The sequence below is a fragment of the Comamonas jiangduensis genome (assembly GCF_030162955.1).
Taxonomy (GTDB): domain Bacteria; phylum Pseudomonadota; class Gammaproteobacteria; order Burkholderiales; family Burkholderiaceae_C; genus Comamonas; species Comamonas jiangduensis.
Genome location: NZ_JARXOV010000006.1, coordinates 67,160 through 83,319, shown reverse-complemented (window position 1 = coordinate 83,319; position 16,160 = coordinate 67,160). Strand labels below are relative to the sequence as shown.

At 60.4% G+C, this 16,160-nt stretch carries 16 protein-coding genes; 6 read left to right on the top strand and 10 right to left on the bottom strand.

Features of this window, described 5'->3' with window-relative positions; all coding sequences use genetic code 11:
- Window positions 1-77: 77 nt before the first annotated feature.
- Together QEP12_RS06695 and QEP12_RS06690 are read right to left on the bottom strand one after the other, a co-directional pair.
- A complete protein-coding gene (locus QEP12_RS06695; protein ID WP_174862347.1) occupies window positions 78-374 on the bottom strand; it encodes a BTH_I0359 family protein in 297 nt (98 codons plus the stop codon).
- Window positions 375-523: 149 nt separating this feature from the next.
- Window positions 524-1,333: a DUF3108 domain-containing protein gene (locus QEP12_RS06690; protein WP_284213758.1), complete on the bottom strand. Its 810-nt coding sequence runs from the start codon at window positions 1,331-1,333 to the stop codon at window positions 524-526.
- Between the two features lie 135 nt (window positions 1,334-1,468).
- Here QEP12_RS06690 and QEP12_RS06685 point away from each other — a divergent pair, with 135 nt between their 5' ends.
- Window positions 1,469-2,494, top strand: a complete 1,026-nt coding sequence (locus QEP12_RS06685) for a fumarylacetoacetate hydrolase family protein (RefSeq protein ID WP_284213757.1) — start codon at window positions 1,469-1,471, stop codon at window positions 2,492-2,494.
- Between the two features lie 182 nt (window positions 2,495-2,676).
- Here QEP12_RS06685 and QEP12_RS06680 read toward each other — a convergent pair whose 3' ends face one another.
- The 4 genes from QEP12_RS06680 to QEP12_RS06665 all read right to left on the bottom strand — a co-directional run bounded on the left by QEP12_RS06680 (window position 2,677) and on the right by QEP12_RS06665 (window position 7,077).
- Window positions 2,677-3,786 carry a DUF3108 domain-containing protein gene (locus QEP12_RS06680; protein WP_284213755.1) on the bottom strand — a complete coding sequence of 370 codons (1,110 nt, stop codon included), beginning with the start codon at window positions 3,784-3,786 and terminating at the stop codon, window positions 2,677-2,679.
- Between the two features lie 7 nt (window positions 3,787-3,793).
- On the bottom strand, window positions 3,794-4,174 hold the full coding sequence (locus QEP12_RS06675) for a hypothetical protein (protein WP_284213754.1): 381 nt from the start codon (window positions 4,172-4,174) through the stop codon (window positions 3,794-3,796).
- Between the two features lie 87 nt (window positions 4,175-4,261).
- Window positions 4,262-5,806, bottom strand: a complete 1,545-nt coding sequence (locus tag QEP12_RS06670) for a sensor domain-containing diguanylate cyclase (RefSeq protein ID WP_284213753.1) — start codon at window positions 5,804-5,806, stop codon at window positions 4,262-4,264.
- Window positions 5,807-6,069: 263 nt separating this feature from the next.
- Complete coding sequence (locus QEP12_RS06665) at window positions 6,070-7,077, bottom strand: zinc-dependent alcohol dehydrogenase family protein (protein ID WP_284213752.1); 1,008 nt, start codon at window positions 7,075-7,077, stop codon at window positions 6,070-6,072.
- Between the two features lie 179 nt (window positions 7,078-7,256).
- Between QEP12_RS06665 and QEP12_RS06660 the strand changes: the two genes are divergently transcribed.
- Window positions 7,257-7,646 carry a winged helix-turn-helix transcriptional regulator gene (locus QEP12_RS06660; protein ID WP_284213751.1) on the top strand — a complete coding sequence of 130 codons (390 nt, stop codon included), beginning with the start codon at window positions 7,257-7,259 and terminating at the stop codon, window positions 7,644-7,646.
- Window positions 7,647-7,832: 186 nt separating this feature from the next.
- Here the strand turns inward: QEP12_RS06660 and QEP12_RS06655 are convergent, their stop codons facing one another.
- The gene (locus tag QEP12_RS06655) at window positions 7,833-9,869 is read right to left on the bottom strand and encodes a molybdopterin-containing oxidoreductase family protein (protein ID WP_284213750.1); all 2,037 of its coding nucleotides are present in this window, start codon (window positions 9,867-9,869) and stop codon (window positions 7,833-7,835) included.
- A gap of 330 nt (window positions 9,870-10,199) precedes the next feature.
- Between QEP12_RS06655 and QEP12_RS06650 the strand changes: the two genes are divergently transcribed.
- Window positions 10,200-10,454, top strand: a complete 255-nt coding sequence (locus QEP12_RS06650; RefSeq protein WP_284213749.1) for an acyl-CoA-binding protein — start codon at window positions 10,200-10,202, stop codon at window positions 10,452-10,454.
- Between the two features lie 192 nt (window positions 10,455-10,646).
- Here QEP12_RS06650 and QEP12_RS06645 read toward each other — a convergent pair whose 3' ends face one another.
- Complete coding sequence (locus QEP12_RS06645) at window positions 10,647-10,940, bottom strand: polyhydroxyalkanoic acid system family protein (protein ID WP_174862340.1); 294 nt, start codon at window positions 10,938-10,940, stop codon at window positions 10,647-10,649.
- Window positions 10,941-11,058: 118 nt separating this feature from the next.
- Between QEP12_RS06645 and QEP12_RS06640 the strand changes: the two genes are divergently transcribed.
- The 3 genes from QEP12_RS06640 to QEP12_RS06630 all read left to right on the top strand — a co-directional run bounded on the left by QEP12_RS06640 (window position 11,059) and on the right by QEP12_RS06630 (window position 13,429).
- Window positions 11,059-11,673 carry a hypothetical protein gene (locus QEP12_RS06640; RefSeq protein WP_174862339.1) on the top strand — a complete coding sequence of 205 codons (615 nt, stop codon included), beginning with the start codon at window positions 11,059-11,061 and terminating at the stop codon, window positions 11,671-11,673.
- A gap of 126 nt (window positions 11,674-11,799) precedes the next feature.
- The gene (locus QEP12_RS06635) at window positions 11,800-13,062 is read left to right on the top strand and encodes a class I SAM-dependent methyltransferase (protein WP_174862338.1); all 1,263 of its coding nucleotides are present in this window, start codon (window positions 11,800-11,802) and stop codon (window positions 13,060-13,062) included.
- Window positions 13,063-13,066: 4 nt separating this feature from the next.
- Window positions 13,067-13,429 carry a DUF1840 domain-containing protein gene (locus QEP12_RS06630; RefSeq protein WP_219162998.1) on the top strand — a complete coding sequence of 121 codons (363 nt, stop codon included), beginning with the start codon at window positions 13,067-13,069 and terminating at the stop codon, window positions 13,427-13,429.
- A gap of 128 nt (window positions 13,430-13,557) precedes the next feature.
- Here QEP12_RS06630 and QEP12_RS06625 read toward each other — a convergent pair whose 3' ends face one another.
- Together QEP12_RS06625 and QEP12_RS06620 are read right to left on the bottom strand one after the other, a co-directional pair.
- Entirely contained in the window at window positions 13,558-14,547 is a 990-nt protein-coding gene (locus tag QEP12_RS06625) for a tripartite tricarboxylate transporter substrate-binding protein (protein ID WP_284213748.1), read from the bottom strand.
- Between the two features lie 335 nt (window positions 14,548-14,882).
- Entirely contained in the window at window positions 14,883-16,130 is a 1,248-nt protein-coding gene (locus tag QEP12_RS06620) for a phenylacetate--CoA ligase family protein (protein WP_284213747.1), read from the bottom strand.
- Between the last annotated feature and the right edge of the window lie 30 nt (window positions 16,131-16,160).

Sequence of the window (16,160 nt, the reverse complement as noted above, 5' to 3'; positions counted from 1 at the left end):
CTGATGGGGTGCAGCACCTTGCCGCGTGCAAAAAAAGAGGCCCTGTAGGCCTCTTTTTTGTGAAAGACACAGTGTGATTAATGAATCAAGACAGGGTTTTGTGCCAGCTGTGCATAGCGCTCCAGCGTGTCTTCGACCTCTTCTTCGCTGGGAGAGTTACGCTGCCACTCGTGAATGACTTGTTGAAAGAGTTCAGCCCAAGATCCATCCAGATAGACCTCTTTGCCCGAGCGTTTGTCGACGATTTCAAAACCGTGGCGAGGCAGCGCGGGCGCGGGGGTTTCCCCGTCAGCCAGCATCACTTCTGCAGGCAAACCCAAATCAGGCTTGAGATGGAGCACCACAAAAGAATCCGAGTCATAAAGCATTTGCATGGTGGCCCTCCTTTCTTGTCTGCCTGACAGTGCCTGCGAAGTCATTACATGAAGGCGTTATCGACAGTTTCAAGCCGCATGACGAAATGCATGCCAGGCCAGTATTCCATGAATAGGCAAACCGTGTGCGGGCACCCCGTCAGTGGGGCTTAAGGGTTGCTGTGGGACGTGAGCTTGAGGTCCAGCTCATCGCGTCCGCCGTCTTCCACCATGCGAATGCGTACCGGCAGGTAACCCAGGCTGGGCGCAATCCACAAGGCCGATTGCACGCCCTCGGCATCATTGCTGTCGGAGTTGTGCTCCAGCTTGATGGCCGCCATGCGCCCTGCAGGCAAAGCGAGGTTTTCTGTGCCGCGGACCGTAAATGTCCAAGGGGCGACGCGGCTGGTACTGGCGGCTTGCACCGTGATGCGCGTGCCGGCTGGATAGGCCTTGGGCGCTGCAGCCAGCATGCCCGCTAGCTGAAAAAACACACTCATGCGGTCTTGCGTGCCGGGCACCAAGGGGGCGGGTTCACTGCCACGGCTGAAGCGGATTTGACCTGCTTGCGCATCAAATGTGGCGCTGTTTTCTTTGCGGCTGCGGTCCAAGAAGATTTCTGGGCGCAATCCGTTGGCATTGATCGCGCCCACACTGGCCTGACGGCGGCTGCCCAGTACCGGAATTTGCACTTCCTGCGAGGCTTCATAGCGCTGGCCTTGCGGCAGCCAGTCCAGCTGGGCCTTGGTTTGATAGGGCAGGTTTTTGAACTTGCCCTGCACCGTAAATTGCATGCGTGCCGCAGCGGGCGCTTTCCACGCCAGTGCGCTCACCACCGGCTTGCCTTGCGCGTTACGCACTTCAATCGGCGCGGCGGTGGTTTGCGCTTGCAGCGCGCCTGCACTCAAGGCCAACGACAATGCAAGGCCGCTGGGGGCGCTGCGCAGTGCAGCGCTCCACCGTAAAAAACGTGATGGCATAGGTGAACCTTAGAATTTGCGGGATTACACCGTGGACGGTGTGCCAGTGCATGCCGTCCACCCCAGTTCTCCTATTTTGGCAGTAGCCCGCTGTGGCTGCTGCGGTATGGCCCTAGCGCCTACAACTCTTAGCCCATGAAACTTGCTACTTACAAAGATGGCTCCCGCGATGGACAACTGATCGTGGTGTCGCGTGACCTGCGCCTGGCCTGCTATGCCACCGGCATTGCTTCACGGATGCAGCAGGTCCTGGACGACTGGAGTTTTATGGCGCCCCAATTGCAGGACGTGTACACGCAGCTCAATGCGGGCAGAGCCAAGCATGTTTTCGCATTCGATGCCTCGCAGTGCATGGCACCGCTGCCGCGCAGCCATCAATGGCTGGAAGCGGCGGCCTATCCTTCCCACTTGGCGTTGACGCAGCCACAATGGCCGCTGAGTGTGACCGAGCCGACGATGCGCCAAGGCGCGGGCGATAGCTTGGTGGGAGCCTGTGATGAAGTGGTCTTGGGCAGCGCAGCCATGGGGATCGACTTTGGCGCGGGTTTGGCGGCGGTGACAGCGGATGTGCCCATGGGCGCGTCCGCAGAACAGGCTCTATACGGCATTCGATTGCTGATGTTGAGCAACACTTTCAGCTTGCGCCAGCTCATGCCCAGCGCACCCGGCCATGCGTGGGGCAATGTGCAAAGCTGGCCTGCGGTGGGCTTGAGCCCGGTGGCCGTGACGGTTGATGAACTGGGCGATGCGTGGCGCGGTGGCAAGGTGCATTTGCCCCTGCACACCAGCTGGAATGGGCGCAAGGTAGGCATGTGTGACGCGGGGGAAGATATGGCGTTTCACTTTGGCCAACTGATTGCGCACGCTGCCAAAACACGCACGGTGCATGCTGGCAGCATGGTGGGAACAGGGGTGGTGAGCAATGTGGGAGCCACCACCGGAAAAGCCTCCTCACGGCGCACCGATTGGCCCAAGGGCTATCACAGCATTGCTGAAAAGCGCGCGATGGAGTTGCAACAAAGCGATGTGGCCAGCACCGGCTATTTGCAGTTTGGCGACACGGTGCGCGTTGAAATGAAAAACAAAGACGGGCTCAGTATTTTTGGTGCCATCGAGCAAACCATTGTGTCCCCGTTGGGCGAGGGTAGCAGCGCGTCTTAAGCATCAAAATGCCTTCTGGCGCTTTCTGGATAAGCGCTGGTAGCTCATTTTTTAGATGTTTCAGGGTTGCTGCTGTGGGCGCTGCTGGCGCGCATTGATATTGATGCCTTGGCTGTGTCCCGTGTACAGGGGTGCTGTCGCTGCTGATGCGTGTTGTGGCGTGTGGGCTTGGGCAGCTGCGCTCAGTCTTGGAGGACGAAATCCATCACGTCGCCGTTGGGCTCTTCCATGTGAATGCGCACCGGCGCATAGCCTTGTGTGGCATCCAGCCACAGCAGCGCTTGCTCTGCCTCACCAGCGGGTGGAATGCGGCGCAGGCGCAGCGTTGGTGTGGCTCCACCGGGCAAATCTAGTATTTCCGGCGCTTGTACTTCAAAGGTCCATATCTGCATGCGGCGTGAGCCCAGGGTGGGAACTTGCAGGCGTGTGCCAGCGGCACGCAGGTCTGGCGTGCTGTGCAAGATTGCAGCCAGCTGCAAGAAAACACTCAGGCGGTCTTGCGTGCCGGGGCCAATCGGCGTTGCCGGTTGCAGGGGCGTGAACGACGCTTGCTGCACCTCCCAGTCCAGTGTGACGGAGCGTTTTTTGGCAAAGCGGCGATCGGTAAATTCCATCGGCTGCAAGCCCAGGGGGGTCAGCAGTCCTTGGCTGGTTTGCTCCATGGAGCCTAAGAGGAATGCGCTGATGCGCTGCCGCGCTTGGTAGCGGTTGCCGTCGATGTGCCACTCCAGTTCTGCTTGGGCGTGGTATTGCATGCCTTTGACAAAACCTGCCACCTGAAAGCGTAGCAACTTGTGCTGCGCCAGCGTAGAGCCATCGGAGGGCAGCGCCAGTGTGACGGGCGCGCCTGCTGCATCTTGGACATGCAGGCGCGGGCCGTTGCTTGCGCTGTGGGCGGCGACAGCGCTGGCGGCGGGATCTTCAGCTAGCGGCAGCTCTTCAGCCTGTGGCGGCAGCGCCGCCTGCGCATCTGGTGCGTTGCTAGTGGCGGTCAGCGCCGTGGCGGGGGCTGACGAGGGGGCATCCACTATCGGGGTTTTGGAGGGCGCCGAGGGTGCCTGTACGGTTGGGGCCCTTGGTTTGGGGGGCGTCGACGTCAGAGGGCGTACCACGGGTGCAGGGGCAGCCGCTGGACGGGGGGGCAGCAGTGGAATCCAGACCGCTTCCAGCACATTCGGGGTGTCTGCAGAGGATTGGAGGGGTGTCGCAGACCCGAACCAGGGGCTGAACAGCAGCGCCCAGTGCGCCACCGCCACCAGCGCAGTCATTCCCACCACAAGGCGCTTTGACATGGTGCTATCAATCCAAGGCCTGGTGCCTGCGCAGGGCCAGGCCCCCCATCGCCAGGCGGATGGCTGACCCGCAACTGCCGAGTGCACAAAATGCCGGAACGCCCCAGAGGCGCATATTCCAGGCAAACCAGCTCGGGCCAATGCCTCCAATGAAAGCACCAGCCCCCACGGCCCAAGACAGCAGCAGGCGCAGTGTTGGGGGAATATCTTCCGTCTTCATGGCTTTGAACCGCCATGCCATACCGGCAGGCATGGAGATGTGGGATTTGCGTGCCACGTCCATGCACGCTCGCATGGTGCAACCCAGGCACAAGGAGCCGTTGCCACGGCGGGCGATCGAGCGCTCAACCGCGACTTCCCGAACATCAACAACGGCGGCATGCAGCATAGGCCTCTCAGCGTGGGTCAATGCCATCCAGCATAAACCCTTCGAGGCAGTGTTGCGGGTTGCGGTGGGTGACACGGTGGCGGTGGATCAGCTGGGATAGACCTGTACCTGGTTGCGCCCGGCATGCTTGGCGGCGTAGAGCATGTCATCCGCCTGTTTGAACACGATGGTCTGGCTGGGGCTGCAGTGTGGCCAGTGCGAAACCCCCACCGAGATCGTGATGTGGCCGACCACAGGAAGCTCGGTAATTTCAGCCAGATTGCGCAAACGCTCTGCCACTTGCGCGGCATCTGCCAGTGAGGCTTTGGGCAACAGCAGCAGAAACTCTTCGCCGCCGACCCGGCAAGGCACATCGTCTGCCCGGCAGACGTCGCGCATTTGTGCTGCCAACTGCTTGAGCACCATGTCGCCCACGTCATGGCCGAAAGTGTCATTCACGTGTTTGAAGTGGTCGATATCGATCGCCACCACCGCAAACGGAATGTCGTGGCTTGCAAAGCGGGCCAAAGCCGCATCGATGTGGCGGCGGTTGCCCAGCCCCGTCAAGTGATCGGTCGAGACGTCTTGGCGCAGCTGGCTCATGTTCTGGTGCAGCAGGCCCAGGCCAACCAGCATGGCTTTTTTCAGCTCTTGCGCTTCGTAGTACCACGATTGCACGGACTGAATGGTTTGGGCCGTGTCGGCGCGGTCCATGGTGTGTGCGCCATTGGCCAATTGCCGCAAAGGCTGGGCAATACGCCGAGAGCCCCACCAGATCACAAGCAGCAGCACACAGGTCAGCGGCAGTGTTTTGTAGAGCATGGTACGCATCAGCGTATCCAGAGGGGCCAATGTGGCCTGCTGGGGCCGCTGTGCGACGATGCCCCAGCCAGAGGTGGGCACTTGGGCAAAGCCTGCCAGCATCGCAGTGCCTTGGCTGTTGACTACGGCAGCGTAGCCTGAGTCGCCGGAGATCACCCGGTCAATCACGGTATTGCCCGTGATGATCTGGCCCACACGGTCGGGGTTGGGGTGGTAGATGATGCGTTTGGACTTGTCCACCACGTACAGGTAGGAGCCATCCGCATAAAAATGCGTGCCCAACAGGCGGTTGAGCATGCTTTCTTGCTTCAGATAGATGCTGCCACCGATGGCGCCCAGGTATTCGCCGCTGGGCGAAAAGATAGGGTGCGAGATGAAAACAATCAGGTTGCCTGCCGCAGACATAAAGGCCTGGCTAATGACGGTGCTGCGTGTGCGCAAGGACTCTTGCACGGCTGTGCTGTCAAGCATACGGCCTTTGATCTGCAGTGCCTCCGGTGACGTTGCGAGGACGATGGCTTGCGGGTTGTAGATGGTCACCGAGTTAAAACTCTTGGTTTGCAAGCGCAAACGTGTCGCTTCCTGCGTCAGCATGGGTTCATCCGCCATGTGGTCTGCCAGGAGCTGGGCGGTGTAGCCTAACTGCTGCAGGGCTGACTGCAAAAAATCATCGGTGCTTTGGGCCAGCTTGCGGGCATAGGCCGCGTTGCTCTCCTGGGTAGTATCGATCAACTGCTGGCGTTGAACGGTGTAGCCCGCATAGAAAGTATTGGCAAAAGGCAGCAAAGCGCTGCACAGCGTCAGCACCAAAATCAGTCGGCGTAAATTCATAGCAACACAGCAGCGGCGCAGGCCTGCCGTCAACCCATCCAAAGCGATCTATCGGTTTCCGCATTGCGGCGATAGGCGCAAACGGTCTTGGCGCGAAGGGACTGACGGTGGTGACAGAAGGACTTGCGCAGTGCGGTAATTATTGACCGCTTGGTTGCTGCAGTGTGTCGGTTACTTGCGACGAAGCGCAGGCTATCGTTGCGCGATGCGGCCCTGCATGCATCGGCATGCAGGGTAGGTAGGCCTCGTGCAGGGGCAGAGGGTCAGTATTCGATACAAATCTTGCCAAAATGCTGCCCACTGTGCTGGTGGCGGAAGGCGTCGGCCAGTTGTTCCAGTGGATAGCTGCGGTCAATCACCGGCCGCCAGGTGAATTGCTCCAGTGCACGCACCATGTCTTGCTGGTGCTCACGGCTGCCCACGATCAAACCTTGGAGCGTTTGCTGCTTGGCCATCATCTCGGCGCTAGGAATGCTGCCTGCAAAGCCGGTGAGCACGCCAATCAGGGCAATGTGGCCACCTACGGCGCAGGCGCGGATCGACTGTGCCAAGGTGCCGGGGCCACCCACTTCCACCACGATGTCGGCACCGCGGCCCGCCGTGGCAGCTAGCACGGCATTGCCCCATTCAGGAGTGGTCTGGTAGTTGATGACCACGTCAGCCCCCAAGGCCTTCAAGCGCTCGGCCTTGGCGGCGCTGGATGTGGTGGCGATGACGCGTGCGCCCATGCTTTTGGCCATTTGCAACGCAAAAATGGAGACGCCGCCGGTGCCCAGCACCAGCACGGTATCACCGGCTTGCAAGCGGCCATCGACGACGAGGGCACGCCAGGCGGTCAGGCCTGCCGTAGTCAGTGTGGCCGCTTCGGCGTGTGACCAGCCTTGGGGCGCATGGGTGAATGCCGTGGCAGGCAGGGTGACGCACTCCCGTGCAAAGCCATCCACACCATCTCCGGGCACGCGTTGGAAGTCGGAGGGCATGCGCTTGCCTGCCTGCCATTGCGGAAAAAACGTGGAGACCACGGCATCGCCCACGGCGAATTCGGTGACGCCTGCGCCCACCGCCGTAACCACGCCTGCTCCATCGGCCATGGGGATACGGCCGTCCGCCGTGGCATTGGGCAGGGTGGCAACCAGCAGGTCGTGGTAGTTGAGTGAGCTGGCGTGGATACGCACCTGGATTTCACCGGCTTGCGGTGCTGCCGCTGCGGGCAAGGTGGTCAGGTGCAGGTGGTCTAAACCGCCGGGGGCGGACAGTTGCATGGCTTTCATGGTGTGCTTTCTTGCGGGTAAGACATGGTGGGCTGCGCATGGTGCGCGGAACTGGCGTTTCAGGCCAGTACCAACATATTTGTCAGCTAGTATTAAAAATGTAAGTAACGCCTGCTTGGCAGGCGTTGCGCTAGCTTGTGCAGCGCACATCACCACAGAGTGGGTGCGCGGGAGTCCCTATGAAACGGTTGAGTAGCAAAAGCGGTTGTGCCGTAGAGGTCACGCTGTCGGTCATGGGTGGGACATGGAAGCCCATCATCCTTTTTCACCTCATGCATGGGCCCAAGCGTTTTGGGGAGCTGGGGCGGTTGATTCCGGGTATCACGCAGCGCATGCTGACCTTGCAGCTGCGTGAGCTGGAAGACGCCGGGATTGTGTTGCGCACGGTCTATGCCCAAGTGCCGCCCCGCGTGGATTACGCGCTGACGCTGCTGGGGCATTCGCTGCAGCCGGTGCTGGTGGCGTTGCGGGACTGGGGCAATAGTTACGCCCGCAGCCAGGGGCAGGAGTCAGATATGTCTGCCGATGGTCAGGCAGATCACACAGATATTGAGCAAAAATGCCTCTGAGGCAATGTGAGTATGCGCAGGTAGCTATTAAATTTTATATTGCGTGACGCAGCAGCGCGCACGCTGAGCTGCGGAGTGAGGCATGACCCAGCCCGCAGACGGGCGCAGCGTGCGGGCTGAGGAACGTGTGTGCAGGGCTTATGGGCCAGCGGTCAAGGTCACGCAGCAGAGGGCAGTCGGCGGCCCTCAGGGCTGGCGTTCTACCTGCACCGCACAGTCGTAGAACGCCGGTGCGCGGCCGATGTCGGTGAGCTGCTGGTGGGTGAGTTCGTTCACATTCGTGCCATTGGCACCATCCTTGCGCCACCAGATGCCCAAGCCCACCACCACGCCCTGGCGCGCGCGCCCGTTCACGGCGGCATGGCAGACGTGGGCGCCACGGGCGTTGAAAACGCGCACCAGATCGCCATCGGCAATGCCGCGTGCCGCCGCGTCAGCGGGGTGGATTTCCAGCTCCGGCCGGCCTTCGATGTGGCGCAGGGTTTTGACGTTCACGAAGGTGGAGTTCAAAAAGTTGCGTGCCGGTGGCGAAATCATTGCCAGCGGGTAGCGCTCACTCTGCATTTCATAGTTGCTCAGGTAGTCTGGAAGCGGGTTGATGCCCATTTTCTCCAGCGCTGGGCTGTAAAACTCGCACTTGCCCGAAGGGGTGGCAAAGCCGCCTTGTGCAAACGGCGCATCGGGCAGAGATTGCTGTGCAAAGCCGTGCTGCAACAGCTGTTCAAAGTCGATGCTGCTACCCTCCAGGGCCTGGCGGCACAAGTTTTCGTCATGGTCGTGAAAGTGGGGGGCGGCAAAGGCTGTGTCGTAGCGCGCCATGTGGGCGGCCAGTTCACGAAAGATCTGGGTGTTGCTCTTGGCCTGCCCCACCGGAGCAATCGCCGGTTGGTTGAGCAGCACGTCGGTGTGGCCGTAGCTGGTGTGGATGTCCCAATGCTCCAGCTGTGTGGTGGCGGGCAGTACATAGTCCGCGTAGTCGGCGGTGTCGGTCAGAAAGTGTTCCAGCACCACGGTAAACAGGTCTTCGCGGGCAAAGCCTGCGGCCACTTGGGCAGATTCCGGGGCCACGGCCACCGGGTTGCTGTTGTATACCACCAGTGCCTCAATGCGGGGGGCTTGGGTGTCCAGCAGTGCATTGCCAATCGTGCTCATATTGATGGTGCGCGGGCGGCGCTCCCCCAACAGCTGCGGCATGTGCAGGCGCGCGCGCTGGACGGGGGCATTGGACGATGTGGACAGCAGCAGCCCGCCGGCACGGTGGCGCCAGGCACCCACCAGCGCGGGCAGGCACGCGATGGCACGCACGGCATTGCCCCCACCACGGGTGCGCTGCACACCGTAGTTCAGCCGGATGGCGGCGGGCTGGGTGGTGCCGTAGTCGCGCGCCAGTTGCGTGATTTGCGCCACGGGCAAACCGCAGACCTGGGCGGCACGCTCGGGCGGCCATTGCAGCGCGCGGGCTTTGAGTGCTTCCCAGCCCTGCGTGTGCTGGGCGATGTAGTCGTGGTCCAGCCAGTCGTGCACGATCAACTCGTGCATCAGCGCCAGCGCCAGGGCCGCATCGGTGCCTGGCAGCAATTGCAGGTGCTCATGGCATTTGTCAGCGGTCTCGGACTTGCGCGGGTCAATGCACACCAGCTTGGCACCGTGGCGCTTGGCCTCTTGGGCGATGCGCCAAAAGTGCAGATTGCTGCCAATGCTGTTGCTGCCCCAGATCAGTATCAGCTTGCTTTCGGCAAAAAACTGCACATGCATGCCCAGCTTGCCGCCATAGGTGTGCAGCAGCGCCTCGCTGCCCGCACTGGCGCAGATGGTGCGATCCAGCAGGCTGGCACCCAGCTGGTGAAAAAAGCGCCGGTCCATGCTTTCGCCCTGCACCAGTCCCATGGTGCCTGCGTAGCTGTAAGGCAAGATGGCCTCGGGCTGGCGCTGCGCAATCGCATGCAGGCGCTGCGCAATGTCGCTCAGGGCTTCGTCCCAGCTGACCGGGGTGAACTGCCCGCTTCCTTTGGGGCCGATGCGCTTGAGGGGTGTGCGCACGCGCTCGGGGTGGTAGGTGCGTTCGGCGTACTTGCTGACCTTGGCGCACAGCACACCGCCGGTCATGGGGTGGTTGGCGTTGCCCTGCACTTTGGTGGCGACACCGCCCTCTACGGTCGTGACGAGTGCGCAGGTATCAGGGCAGTCGTGGGGACAGGCGCCAAGAACGGTGGTGGCAGTCATGGTGGTGCGTTGCAAAGCCAAGAATTGGAGAATGCAGATTTAAGCATGTGCCACATGCGCTGCGTGGCACAGCGCGTGCACTTGGTGTGGTTTTGTCACGTTCGCCCCGTCGCAGGCTGCCTTCGGCGAGCCGCCCACCGAGTGCGCGTCACCGATCACCGCTACGGTGCTGCCTTGGATGCAAGTACGGCGTGGGATGGTTGGAAGCTAGTGCGCTGCGCAGCCCTCAACACGGCGCGCAAAGCTGTGGTTTGAATGTTTAGAACGATCGTACTTTTTTGGCAAATTTTGGCTACACTGCGCCGATACCAACCATAAGGAGACCGTCGCATGTCCGACCTCAATGCTACGTTTGAAGAAGCTGTCAAAAACTCCACCGCGCTGAGCGAGCGCCCCGACAATGCCACGTTGCTGAAGATTTACGCGCTGTACAAACAAGCCACCGAAGGCGACAACGAGGCCAAGAAACCCAGCTTTACCGACATGGTGGGCCGTGCCAAGTGGGACGCGTGGGAAAAGCTCAAGGACACCACGCAGGACGAGGCCAAGCAGCAATACATTGAGTTGATCAACTCGCTGCGCTGATCGTCAGCAGCGCGAACAGCGCCAGCAGGCACAAGGTTCTACGCAAAAAAGGCAGCCGCAAGGCTGCTTTTTTTCGTGGCGCATGGGGGTGATCAAAAGCTAAAAGCAATAGCTGCCCGCGCAAGCAAAACAATGGTTTCGGATATAAAACTATCTGAAACTGTTTAAATGCATGCGCTAGCAGCTATGTTTTTATGCAGGCTGCACCATCTCATCGAATTGTTCGTTGAGCTTGGCTTCGATTTTGTCTTGGAACATGGCGGCCAAAAAGCCCAGCTCCGCGTCGAGCTTGAGGTGGCTGGCGCTCACGTGCAGCTGGCCTTGCATGCCGTTGCCGTCAAAGTGCAGCACATCGGATTGCGCGCCAGCTTCATAGCGGCATTGCACACCGAATTTGGCATGGGCTTTTTCAGCCCAGGTCTGGGCATGTTGACGGGCGGCGGGCAGACCCAGCGTGTGCTGGCGTTCAATGGTGATGTGGGACACGGGCCAAATCTCTGAAGACGGGGGACAAAGGCGTGCATCATAAAAGTCCGCTTGGCCCAGGCATGGGCAAGGGCTGAATACACTTAGGGTTTGGTTTTGACGGGGCAGGCGTAGCGCTATGGATTTTTTGACGTGGATTATTGTGGGCTCGATGGCGGTGTATGTGCTGCAAGGCATAGAGCACCGCCGCCGTGTGCGCTTGCTGGGCGCGCACCTGGCGCCGACGCAGGTAGAAAAGCTCATGGGTGGCTTGATCGAAGGCTATATGCGTGCGCTGGATGAAAAAGATGCCGAGCGCAGCAAGCAGGTGTGGGCCATTTTGGACAACAGCGAAAAAACCCTGGCCGACCAGCTCCAGCGCCTGTCGGAGACGTTTGCCCAAGAAAAAGCCGAAGACACGCGGGTGAGCACCTTGCCGCTGGCACTGCCTTATTTTGACCGCCTGATGCCATCACACACCTTTGACATGCGCGAAGCCTTGCGTCTGCACGCCAAAGCCGTGCGTGCAGCGTGTGCCCCGGATGATGTGGACCTGGCAACGCGCAAGCGCATGGCCTTCACCATGACGGCTGAGCTGCTCTTGCTGCAGCACACTTGCCACTGGTTTTGCAAAACCCGTACCATTGCCTCCATGCGCCTGATGGCGCGCCAGAAAACCCCGTATGAGCAGGTGCTCAAATCGGTTGCACCCAGCACTTTGCAGGCCTACCAGCGCTTGATTGGCAAGGGGTGACAGCGGCGAAGCTGCGGCGGGCCGCCTCTTAAAAACCACAAAACACGCGAATCGGGAAAATTCCTGTCACGCCTGCGTGCAACGGCGTATTGACGCAGCGCATGGGCTGTCCCAAAAATAGCTGGCATGAACAACATGCTTGCCGCACTGGAGCGCCGACTGGCTGCACTCCCTGTCAGCGTGACCGTGGACTTGCCCAGCGGCCAGCGCATTGGCCCCGAGCACGCTCAGGTGCGTGTGACCTTGCGCTCGCCAGCCGCATTCATGGCTTTGGCGCAGGGCCAGATCGGCTCGCTGGGCGCGGCGGTGGTGGAAGGCTGGGTGGACTTGCAAGGCAGCATGCGCAACGTGATGGCGGTGGCCAACGGCCTGCTGCAAACCGATCCTTTGCGGGGCAATGCCAGTTGGTGGTCGCAGGCCATACAACGTGCCCGCTCCATGGCCTTGCACACGCTGGAGCGCGATGCCCAGCAGGTACAGTTTCACTATGACCTGTCCGATGACTTTTATGCGCTGTGGCTAGACCCCCGGCGCGTGTATTCCTGTGCCTATTACCGCGACGCAGCGATGACGCTGGCACAGGCCCAAGAAGCCAAGCTGGATCACATCTGCCGCAAACTGGCGCTGCAGGCGGGCGAGCGATTTCTGGATATCGGCTGTGGCTGGGGTGGTTTGATTATTTGGGCGGCGCAGCACTATGGCGTCAAAGCCAAAGGCATTACCTTGTCACGCAACCAGTACAACTATGTGAGCCAGCGCATTCAGGAGCTGGGGCTGGAGGCGCAAGTGCAGGTTGAGCTGTGCGACTACCGGCAGATGGCAGACCAGCCTTTTGAAAAAATGGCGTCGGTCGGCATGTTTGAGCATGTCGGGCACGCCAACTTGGCCGAATACTTTCGCACCGTGCGGCGTTTGTTGCAGCCCGGGGGCATGGTCTTGATCCACGGTATTACCGCCGGGGGCACGCACAACCGCGAATTGGGCGCAGGCATGGGGGAGTTTATCGAGCGCTATATCTTTCCCGGCGGAGAGCTGGTGCACGTCAGCGCTGTGTTGCACGCGATGGCCGAGGCGGGGCTGGAGATGGTGGATACTGAAAACCTGCGCCCGCATTACGCGCGCACGCTGTGGGCATGGTCGGACGCCCTGGAGTCACAACTGCCTCAGGCACAACACATCCTGACGGCCCAGACCGACGCCGAGCGTTCTGACCGTGCTTTGCGTGCCTACCGGCTGTATCTGGCAGGCTCTGCGATGGGGTTTGAGCAAGGGTGGATGGGGCTGCATCAAATGTTGGTCATCCACCCCAGTGGGGATTTGGTGCAAGGCGCTTTGCGTGGCGCACAATCGAATTACCCTTTTCAACGGCAATACATGTACAAAGGATAAGAACATGGCATACACCTTCCAATCGCGTGCAACTGCAGACCTGATCATGCTGAAGGCTGCGGCAGAACAGATATTGAAGCTGTTGGACAAGCCTTTGCATGAAGCTGGCATTTTGACGGTGGAGCAAATTCCCGCTGCCTTGGCGACGCTGGAAAAGGCAGTGCTGGAGGACGATGCACGCCGCCAAGCGATCAAAGAGGAGATGGACGGTGTGGGCGAAAGCTCCAAGGAACAAGAGTCTGCCGCGGCAGCAGACTCCGCCAAACTGGGGCCGGTGAGCCTGCGCCAGCGCGTGGCCCCCTTGGCCGATATGCTGCGCCGCAGCGCTGCCGAAGGCAAACCCGTGACGTGGGCGGCACCGAAATAAGCCCGTTGCAGCAGTGCCGTATGGGCGCTGCGTGCATGTCGGCATAAAAAAACCGCCCGTGGATACATCCACGGGCGGTTTTTTTGCGCCAGGCCCCTCAGTGGCCTAGCCAAGCCAAAGAGGTGTGCTTAGTCCGCGAACTGGCCTGCAGCCTTGATGACCTTGCCCCAGCTCTCGATTTCCTTGGCCACAAACTTCTTGTGCTCAGCGGGCTCTACCCGGTTGTCAGCCACCACCACGGCGCCCAGGCCTTCTTGCTTCTTGATGAAGTCAGGATCTTTGACCGCCGCCTTCAGTGCGGTGTTGAGCTTGGCCAGCACGTCAGCAGGTGTGCCCTTGGGGGCATACAGGCCGTGCCATACGGTCACGTTAAAGCCCTTCAAGCCCGAGGAGTCTAGCGTTGCCAGATCCTTCAGAGCAGGCGCTTTCAGCTTTTCCAGCGTGGTCACGCCGTAAGCCTTGACCTTTTTCGCTTCGATCTGCGACGAAGTATTGGTGGTCTGGTCGCACATCAGATCGATGGTACCGCCCATCAGGTCGGTGATGGCAGGTGCTGCACCCTTGTAAGGCACGGTGGTCATTTGCACATTCAGCGCGCTTTGGAACATCAAGCCGCACAGGTGGCCCGCAGAACCCAGGCCCGAGTGGCCAATGTTGACCTTCTCTTTTTCCTTGTTGATCCAGGTGCGCAGTTCGCCGAAGTTATTGGCTTCCAGGGTGGGGCGGCCAATGACGGTCATGGGCACATCGTTGACGATGCCCAGGAACTCAAAGTCGTTGAGCACGTTGAACGGCAGCTTGCGGTACAGCGAAGGCATGGTGGACATGCCGATGTGATTGAGCAGCAGCGTATAGCCGTCGGCTGGGGCACGCGCCACCTTGGCGGAGCCAATGGTGCTGCCTGCGCCGGCAACGTTTTCAATCACTACGGTAGCGCCGCCCAAAGGCTTGCGCATAGCTTCTGCCAAATCGCGGGCGACGCGGTCGGTGGGGCCGCCTGCCGAGAAGGGCACCACGATCGTGACGTTTTTACTGCCGGGGAAATCTTGCGCCACCGCGCCCAAAGAGGCGGTTGCAGCAGCCAATGCAATGGCAGCAATACGGAAGGATGGGGTCATGGTGAATCTCCTGATGCTTGTCGTAGCTTGTTGGTTTGTTGGGGATGCGATCCTAGGAACTCAGCGAGCAGATGCACCCCCGTGCAATCCCTGATTGGCACGAGAAAAATTCTAAGAAAGGAAATTGCTTGCGGTAGGTCAAAAAGCGGTGAATCGTGATTGCTAGCAATGTCTGTAACAAAAAGCAGCAAGATCAGCTAAAAGTTTTTATTTTTATGGTTTTGAGTGATTGCAGATGGGGCGCTGCAATGGTTCGCTTCAAGTTTTTGCAAGGGTGTTTTTTGCAAGGGGCGGCCATTTTTTGTATGGCGCAACCCACTTTTTGCGATGTGAAATTAAGAGTAGCTTCTGGCGTCCTCAATCACCTTGCCATCGTTGGGCAGGCTGCCGGGGGCGACCAGTTGAATGTCGGCGCGCAATTTGGTGACATCGCGCACAGCCTCGCTGATGAGCTGTGCCAGCCCTTCCGATGTCTCTGCACTTTCCACCAGTAACGTCATGGTGTCGCTGGCCATCTCGCCACTGACCACCAAACGTGCTTTACCGACCTGGGGGAAGCGCTTGGCCACTTCAGAGACCTGGCCTGGGTGCACAAACATGCCGCGCACCTTGGTGGTCTGGTCGGCACGGCCCATCCAGCCTTTGATGCGCTGGTTGGTGCGGCCTGTGGGGCAGGTGCCGGGCAGGATGGCGGACAGATCGCCCGTGCCAAAACGAATCAGCGGGTAGTCGGGGTTGAGGCTGGTGATTACCAGCTCGCCCACCTCGCCTTCCGGGACGGGGTCGCCCGTGCCGGGACGCACGATCTCGACGATCACGCCTTCATCCAGCACCAGGCCTTCGCGGGCTTCGGTTTCGTAGGCAATCAGGCCCAGATCGGCGGTGGCGTAGCACTGGTAGCCTTCAATGCCGCGCGTGCGCAGCCAGTCACGCAATGAGGGGGGAAAGGCTTCGCCGCTCACCAGTGCCTTGCGCACACTGGGCAGGGCAACGCCGAGGCTTTGGGCTTTTTCCACAATCAGTTTGAGAAAGCTGGGGGTGCCGATATAGCCTGCGGGGCGCAGCTCCGCCATGGCCTGCACTTGCTGCTCGGTCTGGCCGGTGCCGCCGGGGAAGACGGTGCAGCCGATGGCGTGCGCGCCCGTTTCCATCATGGAGCCTGCGGGCACAAAGTGGTAGCTAAAGCAGTTGTGCACCAGCTCGCCCGCGCGAAAACCTGCGGCATAAATGGCACGGGCCATGCGCCAGTAATCGGGGCGGGCACCTTCGGGCTCATAAATGGTGCCGGGGCTGGCAAACACGCGCGGCATCTGAGGGCCAAAGACTTGCGTGTTAAAGCCGCCAAAGGGCGTGCTGGCGCGCTGTGCCTGCTGCTGCGCCAGCAGTTCGTATTTGCGCGTGACGGGCAACTGTGCCAGGGCCGCGCGGTTGTGAATTTGGGTGGCGTCCACCCCGGCCAAGATATGGGCGAACGCAGGCGAATGCGCTTGTGCATGCGCAATTTGCACGGGCAGGGCTGCCATCAAGGCGGCTTCGCGGGCCTGCGGTGAACGTGTTTCCAGTGCGTCGTAATGCGCGGACATGTGGTGTGCTCCCTCTGGCTGCGGTACTGG